General features: G+C 57.7%; 26 protein-coding genes. 9 read left to right on the top strand and 17 right to left on the bottom strand.

What is annotated here, in order from left to right; translation table 11 throughout:
• Positions 1 to 100: 100 nt before the first annotated feature.
• The 5 genes from bfr to IB246_RS12530 form a co-directional block, all read right to left on the bottom strand.
• Complete coding sequence (gene bfr / locus IB246_RS12550) at positions 101 to 577, bottom strand: bacterioferritin (RefSeq protein WP_008032161.1); 477 nt, start codon at positions 575 to 577, stop codon at positions 101 to 103.
• A 107-nt stretch (positions 578 to 684) separates the two neighbouring features.
• Positions 685 to 1,926, bottom strand: a complete 1,242-nt coding sequence (locus tag IB246_RS12545; RefSeq protein ID WP_032832290.1) for an ArnT family glycosyltransferase — start codon at positions 1,924 to 1,926, stop codon at positions 685 to 687.
• Complete coding sequence (locus IB246_RS12540) at positions 1,920 to 3,377, bottom strand: UbiA family prenyltransferase (RefSeq protein WP_008036436.1); 1,458 nt, start codon at positions 3,375 to 3,377, stop codon at positions 1,920 to 1,922. The genes IB246_RS12545 and IB246_RS12540 overlap by 7 nt, the downstream gene beginning before the upstream one ends.
• 4 nt (positions 3,378 to 3,381) lie before the next feature.
• Entirely contained in the window at positions 3,382 to 3,777 is a 396-nt protein-coding gene (locus tag IB246_RS12535) for an EamA family transporter (RefSeq protein WP_008036437.1), read from the bottom strand.
• 527 nt (positions 3,778 to 4,304) lie between these two features.
• Positions 4,305 to 4,523: a bacterioferritin-associated ferredoxin gene (locus tag IB246_RS12530; protein WP_008032160.1), complete on the bottom strand. Its 219-nt coding sequence runs from the start codon at positions 4,521 to 4,523 to the stop codon at positions 4,305 to 4,307.
• Positions 4,524 to 4,835: 312 nt separating this feature from the next.
• On the opposite strand from IB246_RS12530, the gene IB246_RS12525 reads away from it, so the two are divergent.
• Positions 4,836 to 5,438, top strand: a complete 603-nt coding sequence (locus tag IB246_RS12525; RefSeq protein WP_008032158.1) for a peroxiredoxin — start codon at positions 4,836 to 4,838, stop codon at positions 5,436 to 5,438.
• A gap of 165 nt (positions 5,439 to 5,603) precedes the next feature.
• Here IB246_RS12525 and rnt read toward each other — a convergent pair whose 3' ends face one another.
• Both rnt and pyrC read right to left on the bottom strand, forming a co-directional pair.
• Positions 5,604 to 6,281 carry a ribonuclease T gene (rnt, locus tag IB246_RS12520; protein WP_008036438.1) on the bottom strand — a complete coding sequence of 226 codons (678 nt, stop codon included), beginning with the start codon at positions 6,279 to 6,281 and terminating at the stop codon, positions 5,604 to 5,606.
• Positions 6,278 to 7,324 carry a dihydroorotase gene (gene pyrC, locus IB246_RS12515; protein WP_008036439.1) on the bottom strand — a complete coding sequence of 349 codons (1,047 nt, stop codon included), beginning with the start codon at positions 7,322 to 7,324 and terminating at the stop codon, positions 6,278 to 6,280. The genes rnt and pyrC overlap by 4 nt, the downstream gene beginning before the upstream one ends.
• 159 nt (positions 7,325 to 7,483) lie before the next feature.
• On the opposite strand from pyrC, the gene IB246_RS12510 reads away from it, so the two are divergent.
• On the top strand, positions 7,484 to 8,392 hold the full coding sequence (locus IB246_RS12510) for a flagellar protein MotY (protein ID WP_008036440.1): 909 nt from the start codon (positions 7,484 to 7,486) through the stop codon (positions 8,390 to 8,392).
• A gap of 129 nt (positions 8,393 to 8,521) precedes the next feature.
• Positions 8,522 to 9,739 carry an argininosuccinate synthase gene (locus IB246_RS12505; protein ID WP_008032151.1) on the top strand — a complete coding sequence of 406 codons (1,218 nt, stop codon included), beginning with the start codon at positions 8,522 to 8,524 and terminating at the stop codon, positions 9,737 to 9,739.
• Positions 9,740 to 9,876: 137 nt separating this feature from the next.
• Here the strand turns inward: IB246_RS12505 and IB246_RS12500 are convergent, their stop codons facing one another.
• On the bottom strand, positions 9,877 to 10,512 hold the full coding sequence (locus IB246_RS12500; RefSeq protein ID WP_008036444.1) for a hypothetical protein: 636 nt from the start codon (positions 10,510 to 10,512) through the stop codon (positions 9,877 to 9,879).
• 487 nt (positions 10,513 to 10,999) lie between these two features.
• On the opposite strand from IB246_RS12500, the gene IB246_RS12495 reads away from it, so the two are divergent.
• Positions 11,000 to 11,626, top strand: a complete 627-nt coding sequence (locus IB246_RS12495; protein WP_008032148.1) for a response regulator transcription factor — start codon at positions 11,000 to 11,002, stop codon at positions 11,624 to 11,626.
• 90 nt (positions 11,627 to 11,716) lie between these two features.
• On the opposite strand, the gene IB246_RS12490 is transcribed toward IB246_RS12495, so the two are convergent.
• The 8 genes from IB246_RS12490 to metG form a co-directional block, all read right to left on the bottom strand.
• Positions 11,717 to 11,896, bottom strand: coding sequence for a PA3496 family putative envelope integrity protein (locus tag IB246_RS12490; RefSeq protein WP_007898493.1), 180 nt, complete (start codon positions 11,894 to 11,896; stop codon positions 11,717 to 11,719).
• Positions 11,897 to 12,003: 107 nt separating this feature from the next.
• On the bottom strand, positions 12,004 to 12,642 hold the full coding sequence (gene nth / locus IB246_RS12485; RefSeq protein ID WP_008032146.1) for an endonuclease III: 639 nt from the start codon (positions 12,640 to 12,642) through the stop codon (positions 12,004 to 12,006).
• 25 nt (positions 12,643 to 12,667) lie between these two features.
• The gene (locus IB246_RS12480; RefSeq protein WP_008036447.1) at positions 12,668 to 13,177 is read right to left on the bottom strand and encodes an Rnf-Nqr domain containing protein; all 510 of its coding nucleotides are present in this window, start codon (positions 13,175 to 13,177) and stop codon (positions 12,668 to 12,670) included.
• Entirely contained in the window at positions 13,170 to 13,781 is a 612-nt protein-coding gene (locus IB246_RS12475) for an RnfABCDGE type electron transport complex subunit G (RefSeq protein WP_008036450.1), read from the bottom strand. Before IB246_RS12475 ends, IB246_RS12480 begins: the two co-directional genes overlap by 8 nt.
• The gene (locus IB246_RS12470) at positions 13,778 to 14,767 is read right to left on the bottom strand and encodes an RnfABCDGE type electron transport complex subunit D (RefSeq protein WP_008036452.1); all 990 of its coding nucleotides are present in this window, start codon (positions 14,765 to 14,767) and stop codon (positions 13,778 to 13,780) included. Before IB246_RS12470 ends, IB246_RS12475 begins: the two co-directional genes overlap by 4 nt.
• Positions 14,754 to 15,974, bottom strand: a complete 1,221-nt coding sequence (gene rsxB, locus IB246_RS12465; RefSeq protein ID WP_008036454.1) for an electron transport complex subunit RsxB — start codon at positions 15,972 to 15,974, stop codon at positions 14,754 to 14,756. Before rsxB ends, IB246_RS12470 begins: the two co-directional genes overlap by 14 nt.
• On the bottom strand, positions 15,971 to 16,540 hold the full coding sequence (locus tag IB246_RS12460) for an electron transport complex protein RnfA (protein ID WP_008036456.1): 570 nt from the start codon (positions 16,538 to 16,540) through the stop codon (positions 15,971 to 15,973). Before IB246_RS12460 ends, rsxB begins: the two co-directional genes overlap by 4 nt.
• A 129-nt stretch (positions 16,541 to 16,669) precedes the next feature.
• A complete protein-coding gene (gene metG, locus IB246_RS12455; protein ID WP_008036458.1) occupies positions 16,670 to 18,721 on the bottom strand; it encodes a methionine--tRNA ligase in 2,052 nt (683 codons plus the stop codon).
• A gap of 267 nt (positions 18,722 to 18,988) precedes the next feature.
• Between metG and apbC the strand changes: the two genes are divergently transcribed.
• Positions 18,989 to 20,083, top strand: a complete 1,095-nt coding sequence (apbC, locus tag IB246_RS12450) for an iron-sulfur cluster carrier protein ApbC (protein ID WP_008036460.1) — start codon at positions 18,989 to 18,991, stop codon at positions 20,081 to 20,083.
• Positions 20,084 to 20,203: 120 nt separating this feature from the next.
• Here the strand turns inward: apbC and IB246_RS12445 are convergent, their stop codons facing one another.
• Positions 20,204 to 20,962 (bottom strand): SDR family oxidoreductase, encoded by a 759-nt coding sequence (locus tag IB246_RS12445; RefSeq protein ID WP_032832292.1) that lies wholly within the window; start codon positions 20,960 to 20,962, stop codon positions 20,204 to 20,206.
• A gap of 164 nt (positions 20,963 to 21,126) precedes the next feature.
• Here IB246_RS12445 and IB246_RS12440 point away from each other — a divergent pair, with 164 nt between their 5' ends.
• The 4 genes from IB246_RS12440 (at position 21,127) to groL (ending at position 24,635) form a co-directional block, all read left to right on the top strand.
• On the top strand, positions 21,127 to 21,858 hold the full coding sequence (locus tag IB246_RS12440; RefSeq protein ID WP_032832293.1) for a HugZ family protein: 732 nt from the start codon (positions 21,127 to 21,129) through the stop codon (positions 21,856 to 21,858).
• A gap of 66 nt (positions 21,859 to 21,924) precedes the next feature.
• On the top strand, positions 21,925 to 22,401 hold the full coding sequence (locus tag IB246_RS12435; protein ID WP_008032127.1) for an FxsA family protein: 477 nt from the start codon (positions 21,925 to 21,927) through the stop codon (positions 22,399 to 22,401).
• 247 nt (positions 22,402 to 22,648) lie between these two features.
• Positions 22,649 to 22,942: a co-chaperone GroES gene (locus IB246_RS12430; RefSeq protein WP_008032125.1), complete on the top strand. Its 294-nt coding sequence runs from the start codon at positions 22,649 to 22,651 to the stop codon at positions 22,940 to 22,942.
• 49 nt (positions 22,943 to 22,991) lie between these two features.
• Positions 22,992 to 24,635, top strand: coding sequence for a chaperonin GroEL (gene groL, locus IB246_RS12425; protein ID WP_008032122.1), 1,644 nt, complete (start codon positions 22,992 to 22,994; stop codon positions 24,633 to 24,635).
• The last annotated feature ends 137 nt before the right edge of the window (positions 24,636 to 24,772 follow it).

Here is a 24,772-nt window from a genome sequence, read left to right as displayed (position 1 = left end):
GCCAGCAAGCCGGCTCCTACATTAGTAGCAGGCACAAAAAAGCCCCGCCTCTTAAAAGAGAGCGGGGCTTTTTATTGTCTTGAATCTAACGGACGCTAACTTACTCGTCGTCGCCCATCTGCGATTGCAGATAGTTCTCAAGACCGATTTTATCGATCAGGCCCAGTTGGGTTTCCAGCCAGTCGATATGTTCTTCTTCGGATTCAAGAATATCTTCGAGCAGTTCACGGCTACCGTAGTCGCCAACGGTTTCGCAATGAGCGATCGCGACTTTCAGGTCAGCGTGGCCAGTGCGTTCGATGCGCAGGTCGCACTCAAGCATTTCCTGGGTGTGCTCGCCGATCTGCAGCTTGCCCAGGTCCTGCACGTTAGGCAGGCCTTCCAGGAACAGGATGCGCTTGATCAGCTTGTCCGCGTGTTTCATCTCGTCGATGGACTCGTGGTATTCGTGCTTTCCGAGCTTGTTCAGACCCCAATCTTCATACATGCGCGCATGCAGAAAATACTGATTGATCGCGACCAGCTCATTGGCAAGGATCTTGTTGAGATGCTGGATGACTGTAATGTCGCCTTTCATGATGGGGTCCTGCCCTGTAATAGCTGTCTATAAACCAGAGTTTGAGCCGCACAACTAAGAGTGTCAAACCTAACTTATTGAAACTTAAATGAACATACGAATCATAACTAAGCAGCAGTATCCGGCACTGATCGAGATGATCGACGGTGCAGGATGTGATTGATGAAAAAGGCAGCAAACAAGGCGATGAACGGCGTCATCGGCATATGATAGCGATCCTGGCCGACGATCAGCAGAGCCACGGCTGCAAACAAGGCGGGCGTTACCACCAGCGGATCGAAAAAACGCAAAGGATTTTCCCGGAGAAATACTCCGACGCCAATGAGAGAGAGGGAGAAAATTGCTAACCAATAGGCGGCAGAGCCAGCCTTGAGTATCGGTTGCAATGCAGGAGCTAGCGAGTTCTGGTTCCATGCTATGCCGATGCTTTCGCGATCAAAGCTGTGGGCGACCCGGTTCAGGCATAACCGAAGATAGAGACCTGGATTTTCGCGAATGAAGTCGAGCGCGAGACCTTTGTAATGGTTATCGCGGACTACTTCGTTTTTTGTATTGAGATTTATCTCGGGCACCGACATATAGGCCCCATTTGCCTGGGGGTTATTGCCCATCCACAGATTGATACCGAAATTCGCAGAAATAAGTACCGGCTCGCCAAATAAAGCGCGATTACGCTCTGCCCAAGGAGTCAGCAATATTGCTGCGACGACCAGCGCCAGAATGACGTGCAGAACAGTTTGCGCGGGTTTACGGAAGGGCTGATCCAGAAGCGGTAGCAAAACAATAAGCGGTAGAACCGTCGGCCGCATGAATGCGGCGGCGACCAGAAGAGCAGTCGACAGAACGGTGCGAGCCCAGTGCGGCAACTTCCCCGTACCACGAGCCACAAAAGCCCAGATCACCAGCGTCATGAGAGGCAATTCGCTGTTTGGAACGGTGGTGAAGGCGATCCATGCGGGCCAGAAGGCGAATAGCAGCGCCGCGATGCGTGCGATCGTCCTGTCAAAATACAAAAGGCCGAGTTGATAGATTCCAGCTACCGATATAGAGCTGAGAATCAGGTTGACAAGAATGACTACCCAGCCATGCACGCCCAACAACGCATAAAAGGCGCCGTAAAGGGCGGACGGGCCAACAGGCCAGTAAGCCGTGGCTTCACCACCAGGATAGACATAGCCTCGGCCTGCGGCGATTTCCTGCGCGAAGCTGTGATACATGTTCGCGTCCGATACAGGGCTTACTGGAACCAATAGTCCCCATATCAACCGGATCGCAAAAGTCAGCATCAGAATGGGCAAGACACCTGACTTGAAGCTGGCCTGTGCGAGTAGCCATGTTGTGTTCACCATAAGGAAGGACCACTTATTGCCATGAAGAAGGTGCAGCCCATCAGTGCTACCACGACGATGCTCTGCCAGTCCCGCGCCGCGAAGAGCACGGGGTCTTCATCCACCTCGCCTCGCACAGTCTTCATCCACAGGCGTGCAGTCCAATAGAGCATGAGCGAAGGCGCAAACCACAACCATTCGTGCGAAGGATACATGACGGGCACAATCTCGGCCTGCGTGTACATGGCGAGGATCAGAACGCTGATCATGCCGCTGGATGAGCCAAGCGCCAGCACCACCGGCAGATCTTCAGGACGATAACCGCGACCAGGCAACAACTTGACCGAAAAGGCAGTATCCCGCAGCTCCGAGTAACGCTTCACCAGGGCAAGACTGAGGAAGATGAACATGGAAAAAGCGAGTAACCAAAAGGACGGTTTGATATCCGTCGCGGCGGCGCCCGCTATGACACGAATCGAATAAAGGCTGGCCAGTATCATCACATCGACGATCACCTGCTTCTTCAGCAGGAAGGAATAGGCAGCGGTCAGAAAATAGTAGACACCGAGCACAACGAGAAAGCGTGGCGGCAATTGCAGCGCAAGTATCAGGGATGAACCAAGCAGCAAGGGGATGGCGGCGATGCCCGATTTCACGGACAAGGTCCCAGCGGCAAAAGGCCGGTTCTTCTTGCGGTGATGCTTGCGATCTGCGGGCAGGTCGAGCAGATCATTCAGCAGATAGACGGACGAGGCGCACAGGCTGAACGAGATGAAGGCAAGGATCGCCCAGAACAATAGTTGCGGATTCGTCACCTGATGCGCTGCTAGCAGGGGGACGAAGACAAGGAGATTCTTCAGCCACTGCTGAATGCGCAGGGCTCTCCACCAGACACGAAAACCACCGCTTGGATCCTCTATAAAATCAATGTCGTGATTGCGATCCCGCGCCGCTTGCCTCAGACCGTCCTGTGAGGAAACCAGAAACGCCCGGCGCGCCCGTGCGAATACGGGCAAGTCCGCTTTGTCGTTGCCGATATAGTCGAAGCCTCGTTCGCCAAAGCGTTCGACGAGCATACTAGCCTTGGCGTGGGAGGAAAGATTGGTGCCTTCGTCGCTGCACAGTACCTCGTCGAAGAGGCCCAGATGGTCCGTAATACCATTGGCGACGCCGGCGCAAGATGCCGTGGCAAGAATGATAGGGCGCTGCGCTGCGCGGGCGGTTTCGATCAGGACTAGCACATCGGTGCGATAGGGGAGGCTAGCTGCATCGATCGTTACTCGCTCGGCGATGCGGTGCTTGAGGCTCGCCTTGCCCTTCATGAGCCAGCCCGGCAGGGAGGCGAGCGAGAGAGGCGAGGTCTTTGCAAGCAACAGAAATGTTTCGAGCAGCATGTCGGTGCGCACCAGTGTGCCATCCAGATCCACGCAAAGCGGAATCGGCGCGTCATCGATTTCGTTCATGTTCGTCATGACGTCACGCCCCCCTCGCCATCACGACAACCCCGCTCATGATCAGCAATGTGCCGATGACCTTGGCCGCGGAGAAGGTGTCATTGAAGACGAGGCGGCCGAGCACGGCCGTAAGCACAAAGCCCAGTGCCACGAACGGATAGGCGAAACTGACCTGCACCTTGGATAGCACCATCAGCCAGACCGCCGCACTGCTGAAATACAGGAAAAGGCCGAGCAATATTAGGGGGTTGAGGGCAATATCGAGCAATGCTGATGCTCGTGCCCCTCCTTCTGCGATCACCCTCTGGGCGGAAGGGGAGTCCATGCCGGCCTTGAGGGCGATCTGCGCAAAGGCGGATATCGTGACGCTAATCAGGATGAGCGCATAAACGTTTTTTACTAGGCTGAGATTTAACAAAGCGCCCTCCCCCGAGTTTGTGTCGCATTCTATTTGTGTAGCAGTGACATTGGATTGCGTCAATTCGGCAGGAAACGCTCTCGGCCGGAAAATCAAAGCAGGAGGGAACAGGAAATTTTAGCTCCCAGTAGCCAAACAACTTTGGTCGGCCCTTGAGCAAGGAGAAGGAGAACGAGAAATGTCAGCAAAGTCGAAAGCGGGGACGCTATTCGCGTGGCCACCTATCGACCGTGCTCAACGGTCATGCAGCGATTTCTGCTGACCTAGCGCTGCGCTTGGAACTCGCCGGTATAAGCACCGGCCGCCAGTGGCTGGCCATGAAGGCAGCCTATGACTTGTGGCAGGCCGAACACCGAGGGCAACCGAATATCGTACGTTTGCATGAAGTGCCAGCGTAAGCCATGAGTAACCACGACCAGAAACGACAAGGGCCTGCATCGCTGCAAGCCCTTGTTTTGTATAGAATTCTTTAAAATATAAAGCTAAATATAGGCGGACATGAAGTCCGGTTCTTTGGAATGGGGTATTTACGCGGCAGTAAATTCTACCGGGAAAGGAATCGCAGCCTGGGCTGTTTGTAATTTGGTCAGGGTTTCACGCACCACTTCCTTGGCAAGGCAGGCGCATTTGCCACATTGGCTGGCTACGCCGGTAGCTTGGCGGACTTCCTTGTAGCTGCAGCAACCTTCATAGATTGCTTCGCGGATTTGTCCGTCGGTGACGCCAGTGCAGAGGCAGACATACATAACTGAAACCGTCGCTGGTTATGACTCAATTGCGATGGATCTTAATGTTAACGAGAATGATTGTCAAAGTGGTTTCTGAAAGCTTTGCGTTATAAGCGAGGGTGACTGACGAACGGTTTTCCTAGGGCCATCTGCCAGTAAGCGTGTCGCCGGGAATTTGGCCTGTCGGTGAAAATCCGTTGAGGACAGCTCAAAAACGCAGTGTATGATGGCCGGTCCTTATGAAGCGGGTGGGTGTCACAGGGCTGTCGCCTGAGGGTGGCAGGCTGGCGCAAACCCGGAACTTCACGTTTTTACACCAGGAGATATTCAATGAGCGTACTCGTAGGCAAGCAAGCCCCTGACTTCACCGTACCAGCCGTACTCGGCAATGGCGAAATCGTCGACAGCTTCACCCTGTCGTCGGCCATCAAAGGCAAATACGGCCTGGTGTTCTTCTACCCGTTGGACTTCACCTTCGTTTGCCCATCCGAGCTGATCGCTCTGGACAACCGCATGTCCGACTTCAAGGCCCGCAACGTTGAAGTGATCGCTGTTTCGATCGACTCGCACTTCACCCACAACGCGTGGCGCAACACCCCGGTCAACAATGGTGGCATCGGCGAAGTTCGCTACACCATGGCAGCTGACCTGAAACACGAAATCGCCAAGGCCTACGATGTTGAATCCGAAGGCGGCGTGGCTTTCCGTGGCGCGTTCCTGATCGACGACAAAGGCGTTGTCCGTTCGCAGATCATCAACGACCTGCCACTGGGCCGTAACATCGAAGAGCTGGTCCGTCTGGTCGACGCTCTGCAATTCCACGAAGAGCACGGCGAAGTTTGCCCTGCCAACTGGAAAAAAGGCGACAAAGGCATGACCGCTTCGACCGAAGGCGTCGCGGCTTACCTGACCGAGAATGCTGCTGCCCTGTAAGGCGCATTCGAGGCACAAAAAAACCGGCCGTTGAGGCCGGTTTTTTTATGGGCGGAGAAGCGGTGATTCCTGTAGGAGCCGGCTTGCTGGCGATCCAGGCACCTCGGTAATCAGACAAACCGCGGTGGCTGAATCGCCAGCAAGCCGGCTCCTACGAAAAGCCGATCAGTCGTTGTAGTCTTCCCAGCCGCCCATCTGTTTCCAGCGATTGACGATGCCGCAGAACAGCTCGGCCGTCTTCTCGGTGTCGTAGCGAGCCGAGTGAGCCTCGCGACCGTCGAAGTCGATATCGGCAGCCTGACAGGCTTTCGCCAGCACCGTCTGACCATATGCCAGACCGGCCAGGGTAGCCGTGTCGAAGCTGGAGAACGGATGAAACGGATTGCGCTTCATGTCCAGGCGCGCAACCGCCGCATTCAGGAAGCCCAGATCGAAGCTGCTGTTGTGCCCGACCAGAATCGCCCGCTTGCAGCCGTTGGCTTTCAGCGCCTTGCGGATGCCGCGGAAGATATCGGTCAGCGCCGCTTCTTCACTCACCGCCATGCGCAGCGGGTGATCGAGTTTGATCCCGGTGAACTCCAGCGCGGCCGCTTCGATGTTGGCGCCTTCAAAAGGCTCGACGCGGAAGAAGTAGGTGTGGTCAGGGTAGACAAAACCCTTCTCGTCCATGGCAATGGTGGTAGCGGCTATTTCCAGCAAAGCGTCAGTGGCAGAGTTGAAACCACCGGTTTCAACGTCGACAACGACTGGCAGGTATCCACGGAATCGAGCTGCCATCGGGTGGCGTGGACCACCTCCGCCGCCTTGACCGTCCTGTTCGTCGTCGTAATGGTCTTCACTCACGCGTGTTCCTCCAGCAGGCGCCAGCGCAGTTTTTCACCGGCGCGCAGCGGGATAACGGTCAGCTCGCCAAATGGCAGGCTGGTTGGGGCGGTCCACTCGTCGCGGACCAGAGTAATGCGATCGGTGTTCACCGGCAGGCCATAGAAGCGCGGGCCGTTGAGGCTGGCGAAGGCTTCGAGCTTGTCCAGTGCGTTACGTTGTTCGAACGCTTCGGCGTACATCTCGATCGCCGCATAAGCGGTGTAGCAACCGGCACAGCCGCACGCGGCTTCTTTGGCATGCTGGGCGTGAGGCGCCGAGTCGGTGCCGAGGAAGAACTTTTCGCTGCCGCTGGTGGCGGCGTCGAGCAGGGCTTCCTGGTGCGTATTGCGCTTGAGGATCGGCAGGCAGTAGAAATGCGGCCGAATCCCGCCCACCAGCATGTGGTTGCGGTTGTACAAGAGGTGATGCGCGGTGATGGTCGCGCCAACGTTGGCCGAAGCCTCGTTGACGAACTGCACGGCGTCCGCGGTGGTGATGTGTTCGAACACCACTTTGAGCGTCGGGAAACGCTCGACCACTCGACGCATGTGCTCATCGATGAAGATTTTTTCGCGGTCGAACACGTCTACATCGCCACGGGTGACTTCACCGTGAACCAACAAAGGCATCCCGACTTCGGCCATGGCCTCAAGCGCAGGGAAGATCTTGTCGATGCTGGTGACGCCAGAGTCCGAGTTGGTGGTCGCGCCGGCCGGATACAACTTGGCGGCATGAATGAAACCGCTGGCCTTGGCCTCACGAATTTCTTCGGGCTGGGTGCGGTCGGTCAGGTAAAGGACCATCAACGGTTCGAAACGGCTGCCAGCCGGACGTGCAGCGAGAATCCGCTGGCGATAGCCGTCGGCTTCAGCGGCGTTGCGCACCGGAGGTACCAGGTTGGGCATGATGATGGCGCGACCAAAGGTGCGCGCGACATCCGCAACGGTATTGGTCAACACGGCACCATCGCGAAGATGAATATGCCAGTCGTCGGGACGCAGCAGGGTCAGGCGGTCGGACATGAGGGGATTCCAGGCGGGTCAAACTGAAGGGAATGCTACCGGAAAAGACTCTCTCAGGCACTCGCTATCAAGTTTTGCGGGAAGCTTCCGATATCCAACAGGTATGCCGTAAACATGTGTGTGTCGGTCTTTTTGTTGTAGAAGCCAGTGGAGCCTCCCGTGCGCCAGCGTTATTTAGCCTTGCTCAGCGTGTTTGCCAGCCTTCCCGCGATGGCGCTCACTTTCCAGACCCGTCTGGAGAGCATCGAGTGGACGGTCGAAGGGGACAAGTTCGAGTGCCGCCTGACTCAACCGATCACCGATTTCGGTTCGGGTGAGTTCGTGCGCCGCGCCGGCGAGCAGGCGACGTTTCGTCTGAAAGCCTATAACTCGATGGTCGGCGGCGGCTCGGCGACCCTGCTGGCAGCCGCAGCGCCTTGGCAGCCGGGGCGGGGCGACATCAATCTGGGCTCCGTGCGGATTGGTAGCGGCAATGTGCTGTTCAACAGTTCGCAAGTTCAGGCCGGACGCCTGATCAGTGGCCTGATGGATGGGCGCAGCCCGGTCATTCGACATTCTTCGGGCGATGGCCGGGTGTCGGAAGTGCGGTTGTTGCCGGTCAAGTTCAGCAAGGCGTTCAACGATTATCAAAGCTGTGTGGCGAAGCTGCTGCCGAAGAATTTCGAGCAAGTCAAACAAACGCAGATCGGCTTTCCCGGCGACGGCCTGGATCTCGACGCACAGGCCAAGGCCCAGTTGCAGGTCATGCTGGAATTCATGAAGGCCGATCCGACGGTCAATCACATCGAACTCGACGGCCACTCCGACAACAGCGGCAATCGCCTGGCCAATCGTGACCTGTCGCGGCGTCGGGCCCTGGCGGTCATGGAGTTCTTCAAGGCCAACGGTTTTCAGGAATCGCAGATCACCGTGCGCTTTCACGGCGAGCGTTATCCGTTGGCACCTAACACCAATGCCGCCAATCGGGCGAAGAACCGTCGGGTCAATGTGCACCTGGCGCGGGTCGCACCCACCGAGCAACCGGCGCCTCAGACAACCGCATCGGCGAGCCCCGCGAAGACATACTGAACCGGCTGTCATCGTCGCCCGCTCGACATAATCTGTCGCTTCGTCGTCATAAGCTGTCGCGCCTCTGTAAATTATCCTGCATGACCGGTAGACTTGACGGCTTTCCGTAGAACCCCGTGGAGTGATGGCATGGCGGACGTAAACAAGGTCGTTCTGGCGTATTCCGGCGGCCTGGACACTTCGGTGATCCTCAAGTGGCTGCAGGATACTTATAACTGTGAAGTGGTGACCTTTACCGCTGACCTGGGTCAGGGCGAAGAGGTCGAGCCGGCTCGCGCCAAGGCTCAGGCCATGGGCGTAAAAGAAATCTACATCGACGATCTGCGCGAAGAATTCGTGCGTGACTTCGTATTCCCGATGTTCCGCGCCAACACCGTTTACGAAGGCGAGTACCTGCTGGGTACTTCCATCGCTCGTCCGTTGATCGCCAAACGCCTGATCGAAATCGCCAACGAAACCGGCGCTGACGCCATTTCCCACGGTGCCACCGGCAAGGGTAACGACCAGGTTCGTTTCGAACTGGGCGCTTATGCCTTGAAGCCAGGTGTGAAAGTGATCGCTCCGTGGCGCGAATGGGACCTGCTCTCCCGTGAAAAGCTGATGGATTACGCTGAAAAGCACGCGATCCCGATCGAGCGTCATGGCAAAAAGAAATCCCCGTACTCGATGGATGCCAACCTGCTGCACATCTCCTATGAAGGCGGCGTGCTGGAAGACACCTGGACCGAGCACGAAGAAGACATGTGGAAATGGACCGTCTCCCCGGAGAAGGCTCCTGACAAGGCGCAGTACCTCGAACTGACTTACCGTAACGGCGACATCGTTGCACTGGACGGCGTCGAAATGACTCCGGCCACCGTGCTGGCGACCCTGAACCGTATCGGTGGCGAACACGGTATCGGCCGTCTCGACATCGTCGAGAACCGTTACGTGGGCATGAAGTCCCGTGGCTGCTACGAAACCCCTGGCGGCACCATCATGCTGCGCGCCCACCGTGCGATCGAATCGATCACGCTGGACCGCGAAGTGGCTCACCTCAAAGACGAGCTGATGCCTAAATACGCCAGCCTGATCTACACCGGTTACTGGTGGAGCCCTGAGCGTCTGATGCTGCAACAGATGATCGATGCGTCCCAGGCTCACGTGAACGGCGTCGTGCGCCTGAAGCTGTACAAGGGCAACGTGATCGTCACTGGCCGCAAGTCCGACGAATCGTTGTTCGATGCCAACATCGCGACCTTCGAGGAAGATGGCGGCGCCTACAACCAGGCCGACGCGGCGGGCTTCATCAAGCTCAACGCGCTGCGCATGCGTATCGCGGCAAACAAAGGTCGCAAGCTGTTCTGAGATCTTTGACACGCTGATGGAATGTGTGGCCTTGTCCAGGACAAGGCCACACATTTGAAAACAGGGATTTTCTGTCTGATATTGCGATTCAACATTCTTGTTGTTTTAAATTCCTTCCTGTCCGCCCCCCATTGATCCTAAAGAGCAACTGCCTGCTGTGTGTCAGCCCGGCAATATTGATCAATGACCGTCACGTCACGTGAACTCAAATTGTAAGCAATACAGAACGTTGCGCTGCTGCGTTTTTTTGCGTTTCGGCAAAACTTGAGTGCGCTTTCTTTCAGTAACGTCTCCGACTCGCCAACAACGAGAAACACGACAACGTGTGCCGGATTCCCCTTGGGCTGGCGAAGCTTCTCCAGAAGGGCGCGGAACTCATTTTTTTTGTTCATCCTTCGTGCATCAATGATGTGCAGATCCTTGAGTGACTCAGGCAGCCGAATAGGGTACTGAGCCGAGAGACTTGGCTGTAAGCCGATCTCGTCGGGCGGATCTTGCGCGTTACCTGAACGCTCTGCGTTGTCCATCACCTTTATGAAATGCTTTCCCTTTTCAAAGTCGGAAGGCGCGTAAAGCGATCGATAATTGAAGTTAAGGGTGGCGAAGAAAAGAAAAAGCAAATAAAAGGGAAAACTGATCAAAAACCAGATGTAGATCTCTTTATCTTCGTCATCGAGGAAGGGTAGAGAGATGGCGGCCGATGTTTCAGACAGTGTTGCGAATATCGCGATGACTGTCATGGGGTTGGTGATTCGTTGTTTGAGTTTTATCATATTTTTTACTCATATTAGTTCGTCTTTTCTCATTGTGTTAGTTGGTGGTTGTTGGGGTGTAGAGTTTATATGGTAGCGATGGATTTATAGTTCGGATATATCAGTTTTGCTATTCATTTATTGTTAATTGACTTTTGATGTAAGGTTTTGTGTTTGATGTTTCTGGTGTGGTGGGCAGGCCGGGAAATATCAATTACCCTACAAGGGTAGACTAATCGTCGGCGTGTGTCGGATCATCTTGGTCAACTGTTGTTGTGTGGCGCGCTGGTTGTAAGTCGAAACAAAAAACTGTTGAATACTGAAATATCATGAGACAGATAAAGTTTCTGGCGCGCTGTGTTTCAAGATTTTTTGTAAGATTATTCCGCGATGTTTGTAGGGAATGTCTCTCGGTGTGGGTGGCCGGGGGGAGCGGCATGCCATGGGTGAAACGACTAGGCTATTGTGCGGGCTCTAAAAATTCGAACAGCGAAAATTGGACTTGCCCATGAATAAAGTGCTGATCGTGGATGATCACCCCGTCATTCGTCTTGCGGTACGTATGCTGATGGAGCGTCATGGCTACGAAGTCATTGCAGAAACAGATAATGGCGTGGATGCATTGCAACTAGCTCGTGAACATATGCCGGATATTGTCATCCTGGATATTGGAATACCCAAACTGGATGGGCTGGAAGTCATTGCACGTCTGGCATCGGCAGCGATGCCAATGAAAGTACTGATATTGACTTCACAGGCTCCCGGGCATTTTTCGATGCGTTGCATGCAATCCGGTGCTGCAGGATATGTTTGCAAACAACAGGACCTCACTGAGTTGCTCAGTGCAATAAAGGCGGTATTGTCGGGCTACAGTTACTTTCCCAATCAAGCCTTGCATACCGTGCGCTCCAGTCTGGGGAATGCCAGTGAAGCCGATATGGTGGATCGTCTTTCGGGGCGGGAGATGATGGTCTTGCAACAGTTGGCTCGCGGCAAGACCAACAAGGAAATTGCCGATGGAATGTTCCTCAGCAATAAAACCGTCAGTACTTACAAGACGCGGCTGTTGTTGAAACTCAATGCGCGGTCCCTGGTTGACCTGATCGAACTGGCTCAACGCAATGGGTTGGTATGACTGGGCCAGTGCTTGACGGGGCGTAAAGAGTGGGCGTTTTCAAGGTTTCGCACCTAGTAAAAAGCCTCCGTTTCGGGAGGCTTTCAGGTGTCATAGGTCAAAATCGTAATCGGCCAATTGCTTTTGCAGTCGGCGCTCCTCCAGCAGATTGTCGATGGTGCGGCGTTTGCTCAGGTTGGTCTTTGCCACTTCAACCACCGGTTCCGCGTCATCGGCCTCAACGGGTGTGAAGTCGTCTTCTACGTCCAATTGCTCTTTGCCAGTGCTCATAAGGTTAACTCCAGGCTAAGACTGCCTTTGGCGCTCCTTATATCGATAATCGCCTCGCGGGTAAAAAAGATTTTTTCAATCGATAAATCAAAAAACCTAATAGCGCCTCAATCGTCCGAAGTCTTGTGCTTGTATTCGCACAGGTCTTCTATCCGGCAACTGCCGCAGCGAGGCTTGCGAGCCAGGCAAACGTAACGCCCATGAAGAATCAGCCAGTGATGGGAATCGAGCAGATATTCCTTCGGAACGAACTTCATCAGTTTTTTCTCGACCTCGACCACATTCTTGCCGGGAGCGATGCCAGTACGATTGCTGACCCGGAAAATATGCGTGTCCACGGCCATGGTCAGTTGGCGGAACGCAGTATTGAGCACCACGTTGGCAGTCTTGCGGCCGACACCGGGCAACGCTTCGAGCTCTTCACGGGTCTGCGGCACTTCCCCGCCATGGCGTTCCACCAGCAAGCGGCAGGTTTCGATTACATTTTTTGCCTTGCTGTTGAACAGGCCGATGGTCTTGATGTACTCGGACAGACCTTCCACGCCCAGCGCGTAAATCGCTTGCGGCGTATTGGCCACCGGGTAGAGCTTGGCGGTGGCTTTATTGACGCCGACATCGGTCGATTGTGCCGAGAGAATCACCGAGATCAGCAATTCGAATGGCGAGGAGTAGGCCAGTTCGGTCTTCGGCTCCGGGTTGTCTTCATGCAGCCTGCGGAAAATTTCCAGACGTTTTGCGGCATTCATGGGCAGTGCGTTTCCTCGAAAGCGATCAATGTGAGGGAGTCGGGCGGGGCCAGGCTTGCCAGGCGGCGATCAGCAGGCCCAGCAGAATGAATCCGCCAGGTGCCAACGTGGCCAGGCGCAAGCCGGCGTCGCCGAGGAACTCGCGCAGCAGGCCCAGGCCGACCATCAGCGCGCCGAACAGGACACACAGGCGCAGGCGTTCACGCCATGCACTCTGGAAAAAACCGGTGTGTTCCAACACGACGCACTGCAAAGCGATCAGTGCTGCATAAAACCCCGAATGCTGGTGCCATTGAAGTGACCAGACCTGCGCGGCGAGTTCTGCACAACCGGTCAGCGTGGCCGCCAGCAGGACGCCTGCGAACAAGCGAGCCGCCGGGATCAGTCGGGATCGCAAGGCAGCCATGCTCGCACCAAACGCACTGATCACCACGATGAATATCAACCACACACCCAGTGCGGTCACTAACGAGTCAGTGGCGCCGATCAGCGGCGCGAGCATCAGCGAGTTCTGTAAATTCGCGGACTTATTCATGGCGGCCGCTCCCGATCAGCTGACGCGAGTGTTCATCGAAGTAGCGCAGAGCCTCGTGGATCGCATTGATCACGGCTCTGGAGGTAATGGTCGCGCCAGCGATTTGATCAAATTGCCCCTGATCCTTTTTCAACGCCCAACCGCTGTCGGCGGGTTCATTCAAGGATTTGCCAGTGAACGCCTGAAGCCAGGTATTGGGCCAGTCGGCGATACGCGCACCCAGGCCCGGGGTTTCCGATTGTTTCAGGGTCTTGACCCCTAGCAACTTGCCGTTCGCGTCAATGGCGATCAGCAAATCGATGGAGCCCGCATACCCGATCGTCTGGCTGCGCAGCAGGACCGCAACGGGTTGGCCGGCCTTGGTGGCGAGGTAGCCGCCCAGCAAGGTGCTGTTGGTCAACGCCAGGTTACCGAGTTGCAGCGGCTGCTCCAGCGGTTGATTGTCGTAACTGTCGGAAGGCAGCAAATCGAGCAGGTTGCGGCTGTCGATCCGTCGTTGTTCGGCTGCGATACGTGGCGCGCTGCTGTACTGCACAAGGTAGGTCGCGCCAATCCCCAGGCTTGCCAGCAACAGCAGAATCACAACGCTCGACGTTCGGCTCATGGCGAAAGCTGCTCCTGCCTGGACGCGACAAACCGCTCCAGCGCCGGCACGCAAAGATTCATCAACAACACTGCAAACGCAACGCCGTCCGGATAGCCGCCCCAAGTGCGAATCAGGTAAGTCAGCAATCCCACGCCCGCGCCGAACAGCAGTCGGGCGCCTGGGATTTTTGCACCGGACACCGGCTCCGTGACGATAAAGAATGCGCCCAGCATGCTCGCGCCCGTGAGCAGATGAAACAGGGGGGAACCATGCGAGTCGGAGCCCGAGCCGTTCCAGCACAGCAGGCTGATGACGAACAGGCTGGCAAGCATGCCCACCGGCGCATGCCAGCTGAACACCTGCCGTTGCAGCAGAAACAAACCGCCCGCCAGAAACGCCAGGTTGACCCATTCCACGCCGCGCGCGCCGAAGTGACCGAACGCCGGATTACCGGCGAAGAGTTCGTCCATGGTCAGGCTTTTGTTGATTCGCAAGCTGTCCAGCGCCGTGGCCTGGACCCACGCATCCGGCGTCTGGCTGAGGCTGAAACCGAACACTTGCTGCAGGCCACCGAGCAGGTCCATGCCGTGGGACGAAGGCCAGTGAGTCATTGGTTGGGGAAAGGTCACCAGTACCAAAGCGAAACCGAGCATCGCCGGGTTGAACGGGTTTTTCCCTACACCGCCATACAGTTGTTTGCCGAGCAGTGCGAATGCCGCGGCGCAGACCGTCAGCCACCATGGGCAATACGGCGGCAAAGCCAGGGCCAGCAGCGTCGCACTGACCAGCGCGCTGCCATCGCTCAAGGTCGGTTTGATCTGGCGTTTGCGCAGCCATAACACTGCCGCTTCAACGGCCAACGCGGTAACGCCGGCCAGGATCAAATTGATCAACACGCCCCAGCCATACAGCCAGAACAGCACCAGCATCCCCGGCACGGTGGCCAGCAACACCAGCTTCATGGCCTGCTGAAGGCGCTCGTCGACCGATTCAAGGGGCGACATAGGCATCCACCTGGCGCTCGGCTTCTTGCAGGCGAGCGCGCGCCTTGTCCAATAACTCAGCGGGGGTGTCAGTGCGACGTTCGAGTTTGCTGACATCCGCGCGAGCGTAGGCCAATTCAGTTTTCAGCTGTCGAAGCTGGCTGTCGATGGGGCGTTTTTCGATACGCGCCAGGTCAGGTAAAGGCTGCTCGCTCGCAGTTTCTGCCGCGTGCAGGGCTTTTTCAGCGTCGCCGAGTGCGCGCTCCAGGGCTTCGATCTGCTCGGCCGGCGCGTCACTGGTTTGCGCTTTCTTGAGTTCGGCGCGGCGCATGGCCAACTGTATTTTCGCCCGCTTCAGATCCGCGTCTTTCACTGGCGCCGCAGGCGCAGCGGCGGGTGGTGCGCTGTTTTCCAACTGCGCCAAGGCGTGTTCAGCGGCGTCGAATTGCTGTTGCAGGACGATCAGTTGCGACTGCTGTTCGAAGGTCGGCGGATGGCCGAACGCCTTGAGCGATTTGTTCAGTTGCGCGCGGCTCATCGCCAGATCGATTTTGGCTTTTTTCAACGCCGCGTCGGCATTGGCCGCTTTCTGCGCACGAACTCTTTCCAGCGCGGCTTGAACCGGGTCGAGCGTTGTCACTTCACTGTGCTGCTGTTGCGCAGCGCGATGTGCCCGGGCCTGACGCTCGGCGAGTTTCTGTTCTTCTTCGCGGTGCAAGCGGGCGTTGCGCTGTTCAAAGCGACGCCGGGCGTGATTGCGTTTGGCGGTACGCGCCTGTTGTTCTTCAGGGCTGAATGCCAGGCCACCGACAATCGGCAACACCGTGGCCAGCGGCAACGGCCGCATTTCGATGCAGTCCACCGGGCAAGGAGCCACGCAAAGGTCGCAACCGGTGCATTCGTCGATGATCACCGTGTGCATCAATTTCGCTGCGCCGACGATGGCGTCTACCGGGCAGGCCTGAATGCACTTGGTGCAACCGATGCACTCGGCTTCGCGGATGTAGGCGATTTGCGCCGGGGCCGAACCGCGACTGACGTCCAGCTCCAGCACCGGCACTTTCAGCAATTGAGCCAGGGCTGCGATGGTTTCGCTGCCGCCGGGCGGGCACTTGTTGATCGGCTCGCCGCTGGCGATGCCTTCTGCGTACGGCTTGCATCCGGGATGGCCACATTTGCCGCACTGGGTCTGCGGCAAGAGGGCGTCGATGCGTTGAATCAGACTCATGTTTTGATCAGTCCGCTGAAACCGAGAAAAGCCACTGCGATCAGTCCGGCGCCGATCAGGTCGATCGGCAGGCCGCGAAAGGGCAGGGGAACATCGTTATCGAGGGTGCGCTGGCGCAAGTCGCTGAACAGACTCAGCACCAGCCAGAACCCCAGCCCGGCGCCGAGGCTCAGGGCTGTGGCGTGGAAAAATCCGCGGTTTTCCTGGGCGTTGATCAGCGCCAGACCGAGCACGCCGGCATTGCCGAGCAGCAGCGGCCAGAGCCCTTCGAACGAAAACGTCGAAAACACTTTCGGCAGCAGCTTCAGCAGCGGTGTGATCAACAACACGCTCACGGGCAGTAACGCGAACAAACGCAGCGAAGTCAGCTCCAGCGGCGCCAGTAGCCAGTGGTAGAGCGCGTAGCCGAGCATTCCGACGATCAGCATCAGGCACGTCGTCGCAATGCCCAGCGCATGCACCTGACGGCGCTCGGAGCCCAGCAGCGGATCGACGCCCAGCGGCCAGTGCAACACGACGTTGTTGATCAGGGCAGCGCTGATAAGCGTAAGAAGCATCTCGGTCATGATCGTGCCGGAAGAAAGAAGCCTTGCTAACAAGGTTAGGCATTATCCGGCAAGGAAGGAGGGGGGGCCAGACATGAAAATCCCACAGTCGCGTCGGGCACGACTGTGGGATCGGTTTGCCGCAGGATCTTACTTGATACGCTGGCCTGGCTTGGCACCGCTGTCGGGGCTGAGCAGGTAGATTTCTTCACCGCCAGGACCGGCCGCCATCACCATGCCTTCGGAGATGCCGAACTTCATTTTCCGTGGCTTGAGGTTGGCGATCATCATGGTCAGGCGACCATCGAGCTTGGACGGGTCCGGGTAAGCGCTCTTGATCCCGGAGAACACGTTGCGTTGCTCGTCACCGATGTCGAGAGTCAGGCGCAGCAGCTTGTCGGCGCCTTCCACGGCTTCGGCCTTGACGATCAGCGCAACGCGCAGGTCGACGGCGGCAAACGCATCGAATTCGATCTCTGGCGACAGCGGATCCTTCGCCAGTTCGCCGTTGCCGGCAGGTGCCGCGTCGCCGGTGTCGGTCTGGCTGGCGGTCAGGTCTTCTTTCGAAGCGTCGGTCATGGCTTGCACTTTCACCGGGTCGATGCGGGTCATCAGCGGCTTGAACTCGTTCAACTGATGGTTACTGAGCAGGGTCGCGTGATCGTTCCAGGTCAGCGGCGCGACGTTGAGGAACGCCTCGGCATCGGCGGCCAGCAGTGGCAGCACCGGTTTGAGGAAGATCACCAGTTGGCGGAACAGGTTGATGCCCAGCGCGCAGATCGCCTGGACTTCGTCGTGCTTGCCTTCCTGTTTGTTCAGCGACCAAGGCGCCTTGTCGGCGATCCAGGCGTTGGCGCGGTCGGCCAGGCCCATGATTTCGCGCATGGCACGGGCAAAGTCGCGAGCCTCGTAGGCTTCGGCGATGCTTGGCGCTGCGGCGAGGAAAGCTTCGGTCAGTTCTGGCGCGGCGTTACCGGCTACCAGCACGCCGGCATTGCCTTTGTGGATGAAACCGGCGCAGCGGCTGGCGATGTTGACGACTTTGCCGACGAGGTCGGAGTTGACCTTCTGCACGAAGTCTTCGAGGTTCAGGTCGAGGTCGTCGACGCCACGTCCCAGTTTGGCCGCGTAGTAATAACGCAGGTATTCCGGCGACAGGTGATCCAGGTAGGTCCGGGCCTTGATGAAGGTGCCGCGGGACTTGGACATTTTCTGACCGTTGACGGTCAGGTAGCCGTGCACGTTGATGCCGGTCGGTTTACGGAAACCGGCGCCTTCGAGCATCGCTGGCCAGAAGAGGGCGTGGAAGTTGACGATGTCCTTGCCGATGAAGTGGTACAGCTCGGCAGTGGAATCCTTGCCCCAGAACGCATCGAAATCCAGCTCCGGCGTGCGGTTGCACAGGTTCTTGAAGCTGGCCATGTAACCGATTGGCGCGTCCAGCCAGACGTAGAAGTACTTGCCCGGCTCGCCTGGGATTTCGAAACCGAAGTACGGCGCATCACGGGAGATATCCCACTGTTGCAGGCCGGCATCCAGCCATTCGGCGATCTTGTTCGCGACGGCGTCTTGCAACGTGCCGCTGCGGGTCCAGGTTTGCAGCATTTCCTGGAAGTCCGGCAGTTTGAAGAAGAAGTGCTGGGAATCCTTGAGCACCGGGGTGGCGCCAGAGATGGCCGACTTCGGATCCTTCAAGTCAGTCGGTGCGTAGGTCGCGCCGCATTTCTCGCAGTTGTCGCCGTACTGGTCTTCGGTGCCGCATTTCGGGCAGGTGCCCTTGATGAAGCGGTCGGCCAGGAACATTTTCTTTTCCGGGTCGAAATACTGCGTGATCGAGCGCGTGGCGATGTGCCCGGCGTCGCGCAGCTTCAGGTAGATCTGGCTCGACAGCTCACGGTTTTCTTCGGCGTGAGTGGAGTGGAAGTTGTCGAAGTCCACCAGGAACTCGGCAAAGTCGGCGCTGTGTTCAGCCTGGACGTTGGCGATCAGTTGTTCCGGGGTGATGCCTTCCTTTTCCGCGCGCAGCATGATCGCCGAACCGTGGGCGTCGTCGGCGCAGACATAAATGCATTGGTTGCCGCGGTGCTTCTGGAAGCGCACCCACATATCGGTCTGGATGTATTCCAGCATGTGGCCAAGATGGATCGAACCATTGGCATAGGGCAGGGCGCTGGTGACGAGGATCTTGCGTGGCTCGGACATGGGGCTCGGCTACTTGATGAAACGGAGGTCGGCCACTATAAAGCGCCGGCGCATATTTTTCACCCCGTGCGCCTGTTTCATTGGATGACTGACGTGGATTCATGTGATGCGCCGCGTTCCTGTAGGAGCCCGGCTTGCCGGCGATGGCGCCTTCAAGTCAGCTATCGCCGGCAAGCCGGCTCCTACAGATCTTTTCGGCGTGCCGCCAAACGATCAGAACAGGTACGATACCCGCCTGATTTTCCAGTCTTGCTATCGGAGTTGCCCATGAGCGCCGTCAATCGCGCAGCGGTGGAAGCCGTCCTTCGCCAATACACCGACCCTTACCTGAACCAGGACCCGGTCAGCGCCGGGTGCGTGCGCAACATCGACATCCAGGGTGATCGCGTCAGCGTCCAGCTGGAGTTGGGTTACGCCGCCGGCCTGTTCAAAAGTGGCTGGGCGCAGATGCTGCAGATGGCCATCGAAGGCCTCGACGGCGTCACCAGCGCTCGCGTTGATATCACCAGTGTGATCGCCGCACACAAGGCTCAGGCACAGATCCCGGGCCTGGCCAACGTCAAGAACGTCGTGGCCGTGGCATCCGGCAAGGGCGGCGTGGGCAAGTCCACCACCGCCGCCAACCTCGCGTTGGCCCTGGCCCGCGAAGGCGCGAAGGTGGGGATTCTCGACGCGGACATTTACGGTCCGAGCCAAGGCATCATGTTCGGCATTCCCGAAGGCACCCGACCAAAGGTCAAGGATCAGAAGTGGTTCGTGCCGATTGAGTCCCATGGCGTCGAAGTGATGTCCATGGCGTTTTTGACCGACGACAATACGCCGATGGTCTGGCGCGGGCCGATGGTCTCTGGCGCACTGTTGCAACTGGTGACACAAACCGCCTGGGGCGATCTGGATTACCTGGTCATCGACATGCCGCCTGGCACCGGCGACATCCAGCTGACCCTGGCGCAGAAAGTCCCGGTGGCCGGCGCTGTCATCGTTACCACCCCACAAGACCTGGCGTTGCTGGACGCGCGCAAAGGCGTGGAGATGTTCCGCAAGGTCAACATCCCGGTGCTGGGCGTGGTGGAAAACATGGCGGTGCACATCTGCTCGAACTGCGGGCATGCCGAGCATCTGTTCGGTGAGGGCGGTGGGGTGAAGCTGGCCAATCAGTACGGCGTCGAACTGTTGGCGTCGTTGCCGCTGGCGATGGCCATTCGTGAACAGGCCGATGGCGGCAAGCCAACGGTCATTGCCGAGCCGGACAGCCCGATCGCGCTGGTGTATCAGGAACTCGCCCGCCACGTCGGCGCGCGGATCGTGTTGCAGGAAGCGGCGACCCCGGCGATGCCGAACATCACCATCAGCGACGATTAAACGCGATCCAATTGTGGGAGCGAGCCTGCTCGCGATAGCGGATTAACATTCAACGGATGCGTTGACTGGCACACCGTTATCGCGAGCAGGCTCGCTCCCACATTGGTTTTGCGGTGTTGGTTAGATGCGCAACCCGCCATCCATTTCCAGGATCCGGCCGGTGTAGTAGTCGTTCTCGAAAATGTACGCCGCCGAATGGGCGATCTCTTCTGGCTTGCCCATGCGCTTGAGCGGAATCCCGGACGTCATTTTCTCCAGCGCTTCAGGCTTCATGCCCAGCGTCATCTCGGTCTCGATAAAGCCCGGTGCAATGCCCGCAACCCGGATGCCGTAACGCGCCAATTCCTTTGCCCACGTGACGGTCGCCGCAGCAACCCCGGCCTTGGCTGCCGAGTAGTTGGTCTGGCCGACGTTGCCGGCGCGGGAGATCGACGAGATGTTGATGATCGCGCCGCTATTCTTCAGCTCGACCATTTTCGCCGCGACTTCGCGGGTGCACAGGAACACGCCGGTCAGGTTGACGTCGATGACCGCCTGCCATTGGGCCAGGCTCATCTTGGTCATCTCGCCGTCCTTGACCTTCAACAGCAGCCCGTCACGCAGGATCCCGGCGTTGTTGATCAAGCCATGGATCGCGCCGAAATCTTCGGCCACCTGAGCGACCATGTGCGTCACTTGCTCTTCATTGGCCACGTTGCACAGGTAGGCGCGGGCCTCGACGCCCTTGGCCTTGCACGCGGCAACGGCGTCATCGAGCTTTTCCTGGTTCAGGTCAACCAGCGCAAGCTTCGCGCCTTTGCCGGCTAAATACTCGGCCATCGAACGGCCTAAACCCTGGCAACCGCCAGTGATAATGATTACTTTGTCAGTGAGTTGCATTCGCGTGCCCCAGTTGCAGGTTGGAGTGGTCTTCCTTCTAGAGAGCCTCTCGATCTGCACCTGATGTGGCCTGGCTGCACATGAGAACTGCCCCGATGGCGGACTGGAACTTTCAGCAGTCGCCTGTCCGTTTTTTCGACGGATTCTATATAAGGAGTCATAAATTGAGCGTTGAAGCGGCCAAGAATGCCCGAGAATTGCTTCTCAAGGAATACCGCGGAGTGCTGTCGACGCACTCCAAGGCGATGCCCGGTTTCCCGTTTGGCTCCGTGGTTCCTTACTGTCTGGACGAGCAGGGCCGGCCGCTGATCCTGATCAGCCGCATCGCCCAGCACACCCACAACCTGCAGAAAGACCCGAAGTGTTCGCTGTTCGTCGGTGAGCGCGGGGCCGAGGACGTGCAAGCGGTCGGTCGCCTGACGTACCTCGCCGAAGCAGAAAAACTCGAGGACGCGGCTGCGATTGAAGTGGCCGCTGAGCGCTACTACCGTTACTTCCCGGATTCGCAGAATTATCACAAGGCCCACGATTTCGATTTCTGGGTGCTCAAACCCGTGCGTCATCGCTACATCGGCGGCTTCGGCGCGATTCATTGGGTCGATCAACTGACGTTGGCCAATCCGTTCGCCGGCAAGGCCGAGGTGAGCATGGTCGAGCACATGAACGCCGATCACGCCAAAGCCATCGCCCACTACGTCGAACTGGCGGGGCTGCCGAAAACCGAGCCGGCGCAACTGGCCGGGATCGACACTGAAGGCATGCACCTGCGCATTGGTCAGGCGCTGTACTGGCTACCGTTTCAAGCCCCGTGTAATACGCCGACACAAGTTCGGGAGGCCTTGGTTTTCCTGGCTCACGCCGAACATTGGCCGAAAAATGAAGTGGCCGGCGCTTGAATTCACGAAAGGGCGACGTCATCTAGGGAAGACTGGCAAGGCATTCTTGCGTTGAGGAACCATTTGATGCGCCCTTTTTTATTGCTCTTTGTACTGTTTCCGGTGTTGGAGCTGTTCGTATTCGTCAAGGTCAGCGGTGCGATCGGGTTTTTCCCGGCGCTGCTGCTGGTCATTCTCGGCTCGATGCTCGGCGTGTTCGTGCTGCGCATCGCCGGCCTGGCAACTGCGCTGCGTGCGCGTGAAAGCCTGAACCGCGGCGAACTGCCAGCCCAGACCATGCTCGAAGGCCTGATGCTGGCCCTGGCCGGTGGTCTGTTGATTCTGCCGGGCTTCGTCACCGACGTGCTGGGCCTGATCATGCTGCTGCCGATCTCGCGTCGACTGCTGGCCAATAAAATGCGCCAGCGCGCCGAAGAGGCGGCGATCCGTCAGCGTGCGTTCGCCGATGATCTTCAGCCGCGTGGCGGTCCTGCTCCGCGCGAGCCGTTGGGCCGAGAGCCGAACGTGATCGAAGGCGAGTTCGAACACCGCGATTCCAAGTAAATCGTTTCACCTGCACGGCACCTTCGGGTGCCGTGTTCGTTTTCGGGGCATCAACGTAAAAAATTTCGATCCGCGCCCTTGTAATAAGCTTATGCGCCCTTATGTAACGGTCACCGCAAGGTTTCTGGCAATCACGCCAGACAGACTTCCGCGGTTCGCTTGACGAACCGCACCCGGCACCGCCGGATTTGTTAAACCCGCCGGGACTACACCGGCCGATGAAAACCACAATTAGGAGAGATCGACAATGAAGCTTCGTCCTCTGCATGACCGCGTCGTCATCCGTCGCAGCGAAGAAGAAAAGAAAACCGCTGGCGGTATCGTCCTGCCAGGTTCGGCTGCTGAAAAAGCCAACAGCGGCGAAGTGCTCGCTGTAGGTACCGGCCGCGTGCTGGACAACGGTGAAGTGCGTGCGCTGGCCGTGAAAGTGGGTGACAAGGTTGTGTTCGGCCCGTACTCCGGCAGCAACACCGTGAAAGTCGACGGCGAAGACCTGTTGGTAATGGCTGAGAACGAGATTCTCGCTGTTATCGAAGGCTGATTCCCCGCTCATTTTCCCGCTACTACAAAGTATTTAAGGAATATCGATCATGGCTGCTAAAGAAGTTAAATTCGGCGACTCCGCCCGCAAGAAAATGCTCGCCGGTGTAAACGTCCTGGCTGACGCAGTAAAAGCGACCCTGGGCCCTAAAGGCCGTAACGTGATCATCGAGAAGAGCTTCGGCGCTCCGACCATCACCAAGGACGGCGTGTCCGTTGCCAAAGAAATCGAGCTGAAAGATCGCTTCGAAAACATGGGCGCGCAGCTGGTCAAAGACGTTGCCTCCCGTGCCAACGATGACGCAGGCGACGGCACCACCACCGCTACCGTTCTGGCTCAATCGATCGTCAACGAAGGCCTGAAAGCCGTCGCTGCCGGCATGAACCCGATGGACCTCAAGCGCGGTATCGACAAAGCGACCATCGCTATCGTCAAAGAGCTGAAAGCCCTGTCCAAGCCATGCGCTGACACCAAGGCAATCGCTCAGGTCGGCACCATCTCGGCCAACTCCGACAACTCCATCGGCGACATCATTGCCGAAGCCATGGAAAAAGTCGGTAAAGAAGGCGTGATCACCGTTGAAGAAGGCTCGGGCCTGGAAAACGAACTGTCGGTTGTTGAAGGCATGCAGTTCGACCGTGGCTACCTGTCCCCGTACTTCGTCAACAAGCCAGAGACCATGACTGCCGAGCTGGACGGTCCGCTGATCCTGCTGGTCGACAAAAAGATCTCGAACATCCGCGAAATGCTGCCAGTACTGGAAGCCGTTGCCAAAGCCGGCCGTCCACTGCTGATCGTGGCCGAAGACGTTGAAGGCGAAGCCCTGGCGACTCTGGTTGTGAACAACATGCGTGGCATCGTCAAAGTCGCAGCCGTCAAGGCTCCAGGCTTCGGCGACCGTCGCAAGGCCATGCTGCAGGACATCGCTGTTCTGACTGGCGGTACCGTTATCTCCGAAGAGATCGGTCTGAGCCTGGAAAGCACTACCCTGGAACACCTGGGTAATGCCAAGCGCGTGATCCTGTCGAAAGAAAACACCACCGTGATCGACGGTGCCGGCGTTGAGGCTGACATCCAGGCTCGCGTTCTGCAGATCCGTCAGCAAGTGGCCGACACTTCGTCCGACTACGACCGTGAAAAACTGCAAGAGCGTCTGGCCAAGCTGTCCGGCGGCGTTGCAGTGATCAAGGTTGGCGCTGGTTCCGAAGTTGAAATGAAAGAGAAGAAAGCCCGCGTTGAAGACGCCCTGCACGCTACCCGTGCAGCCGTTGAAGAAGGCGTGGTACCTGGCGGCGGCGTGGCACTGGTTCGCGCTCTGCAGGCTATCTCCGAGCTGAAAGGCGACAACGATGACCAGAACGTTGGCATCCAGTTGCTGCGTCGCGCTGTTGAAGCTCCACTGCGCCAGATCGTTGCCAACTCCGGCGACGAGCCAAGCGTAGTTGTGGACAAGGTCAAGCAGGGTTCGGGTAACTACGGTTACAACGCTGCCACCGGCGAATACGGCGACATGATCGAAATGGGTATCCTGGACCCGGCCAAAGTGACTCGTTCGGCTCTGCAAGCGGCTTCGTCGATTGCCAGCCTGATGATCACCACCGAAGCCATGATCGCCGAGATCAAGGAAGACGCACCAGCTGGCGGCGGCATGCCAGACATGGGCGGTATGGGCGGCATGGGCGGCATGATGTAAGCCAGCCTTACCCCGTACGAAAAAACCCCGCCTGCGAAAGCAGGCGGGGTTTTTTATTGCGTGCCGGAAAGTTGTGTTGCTTTTGAGGGCCCCTTCGCGGGCAAGCCTCGCTCCTACAAGGATCACGCAGAACCTGT

It is taken from the genome of Pseudomonas sp. PDM01 (assembly GCF_014852325.1).
GTDB lineage: Bacteria > Pseudomonadota > Gammaproteobacteria > Pseudomonadales > Pseudomonadaceae > Aquipseudomonas > Aquipseudomonas migulae.
This window is presented reverse-complemented; position numbering and strand designations above follow the sequence as displayed.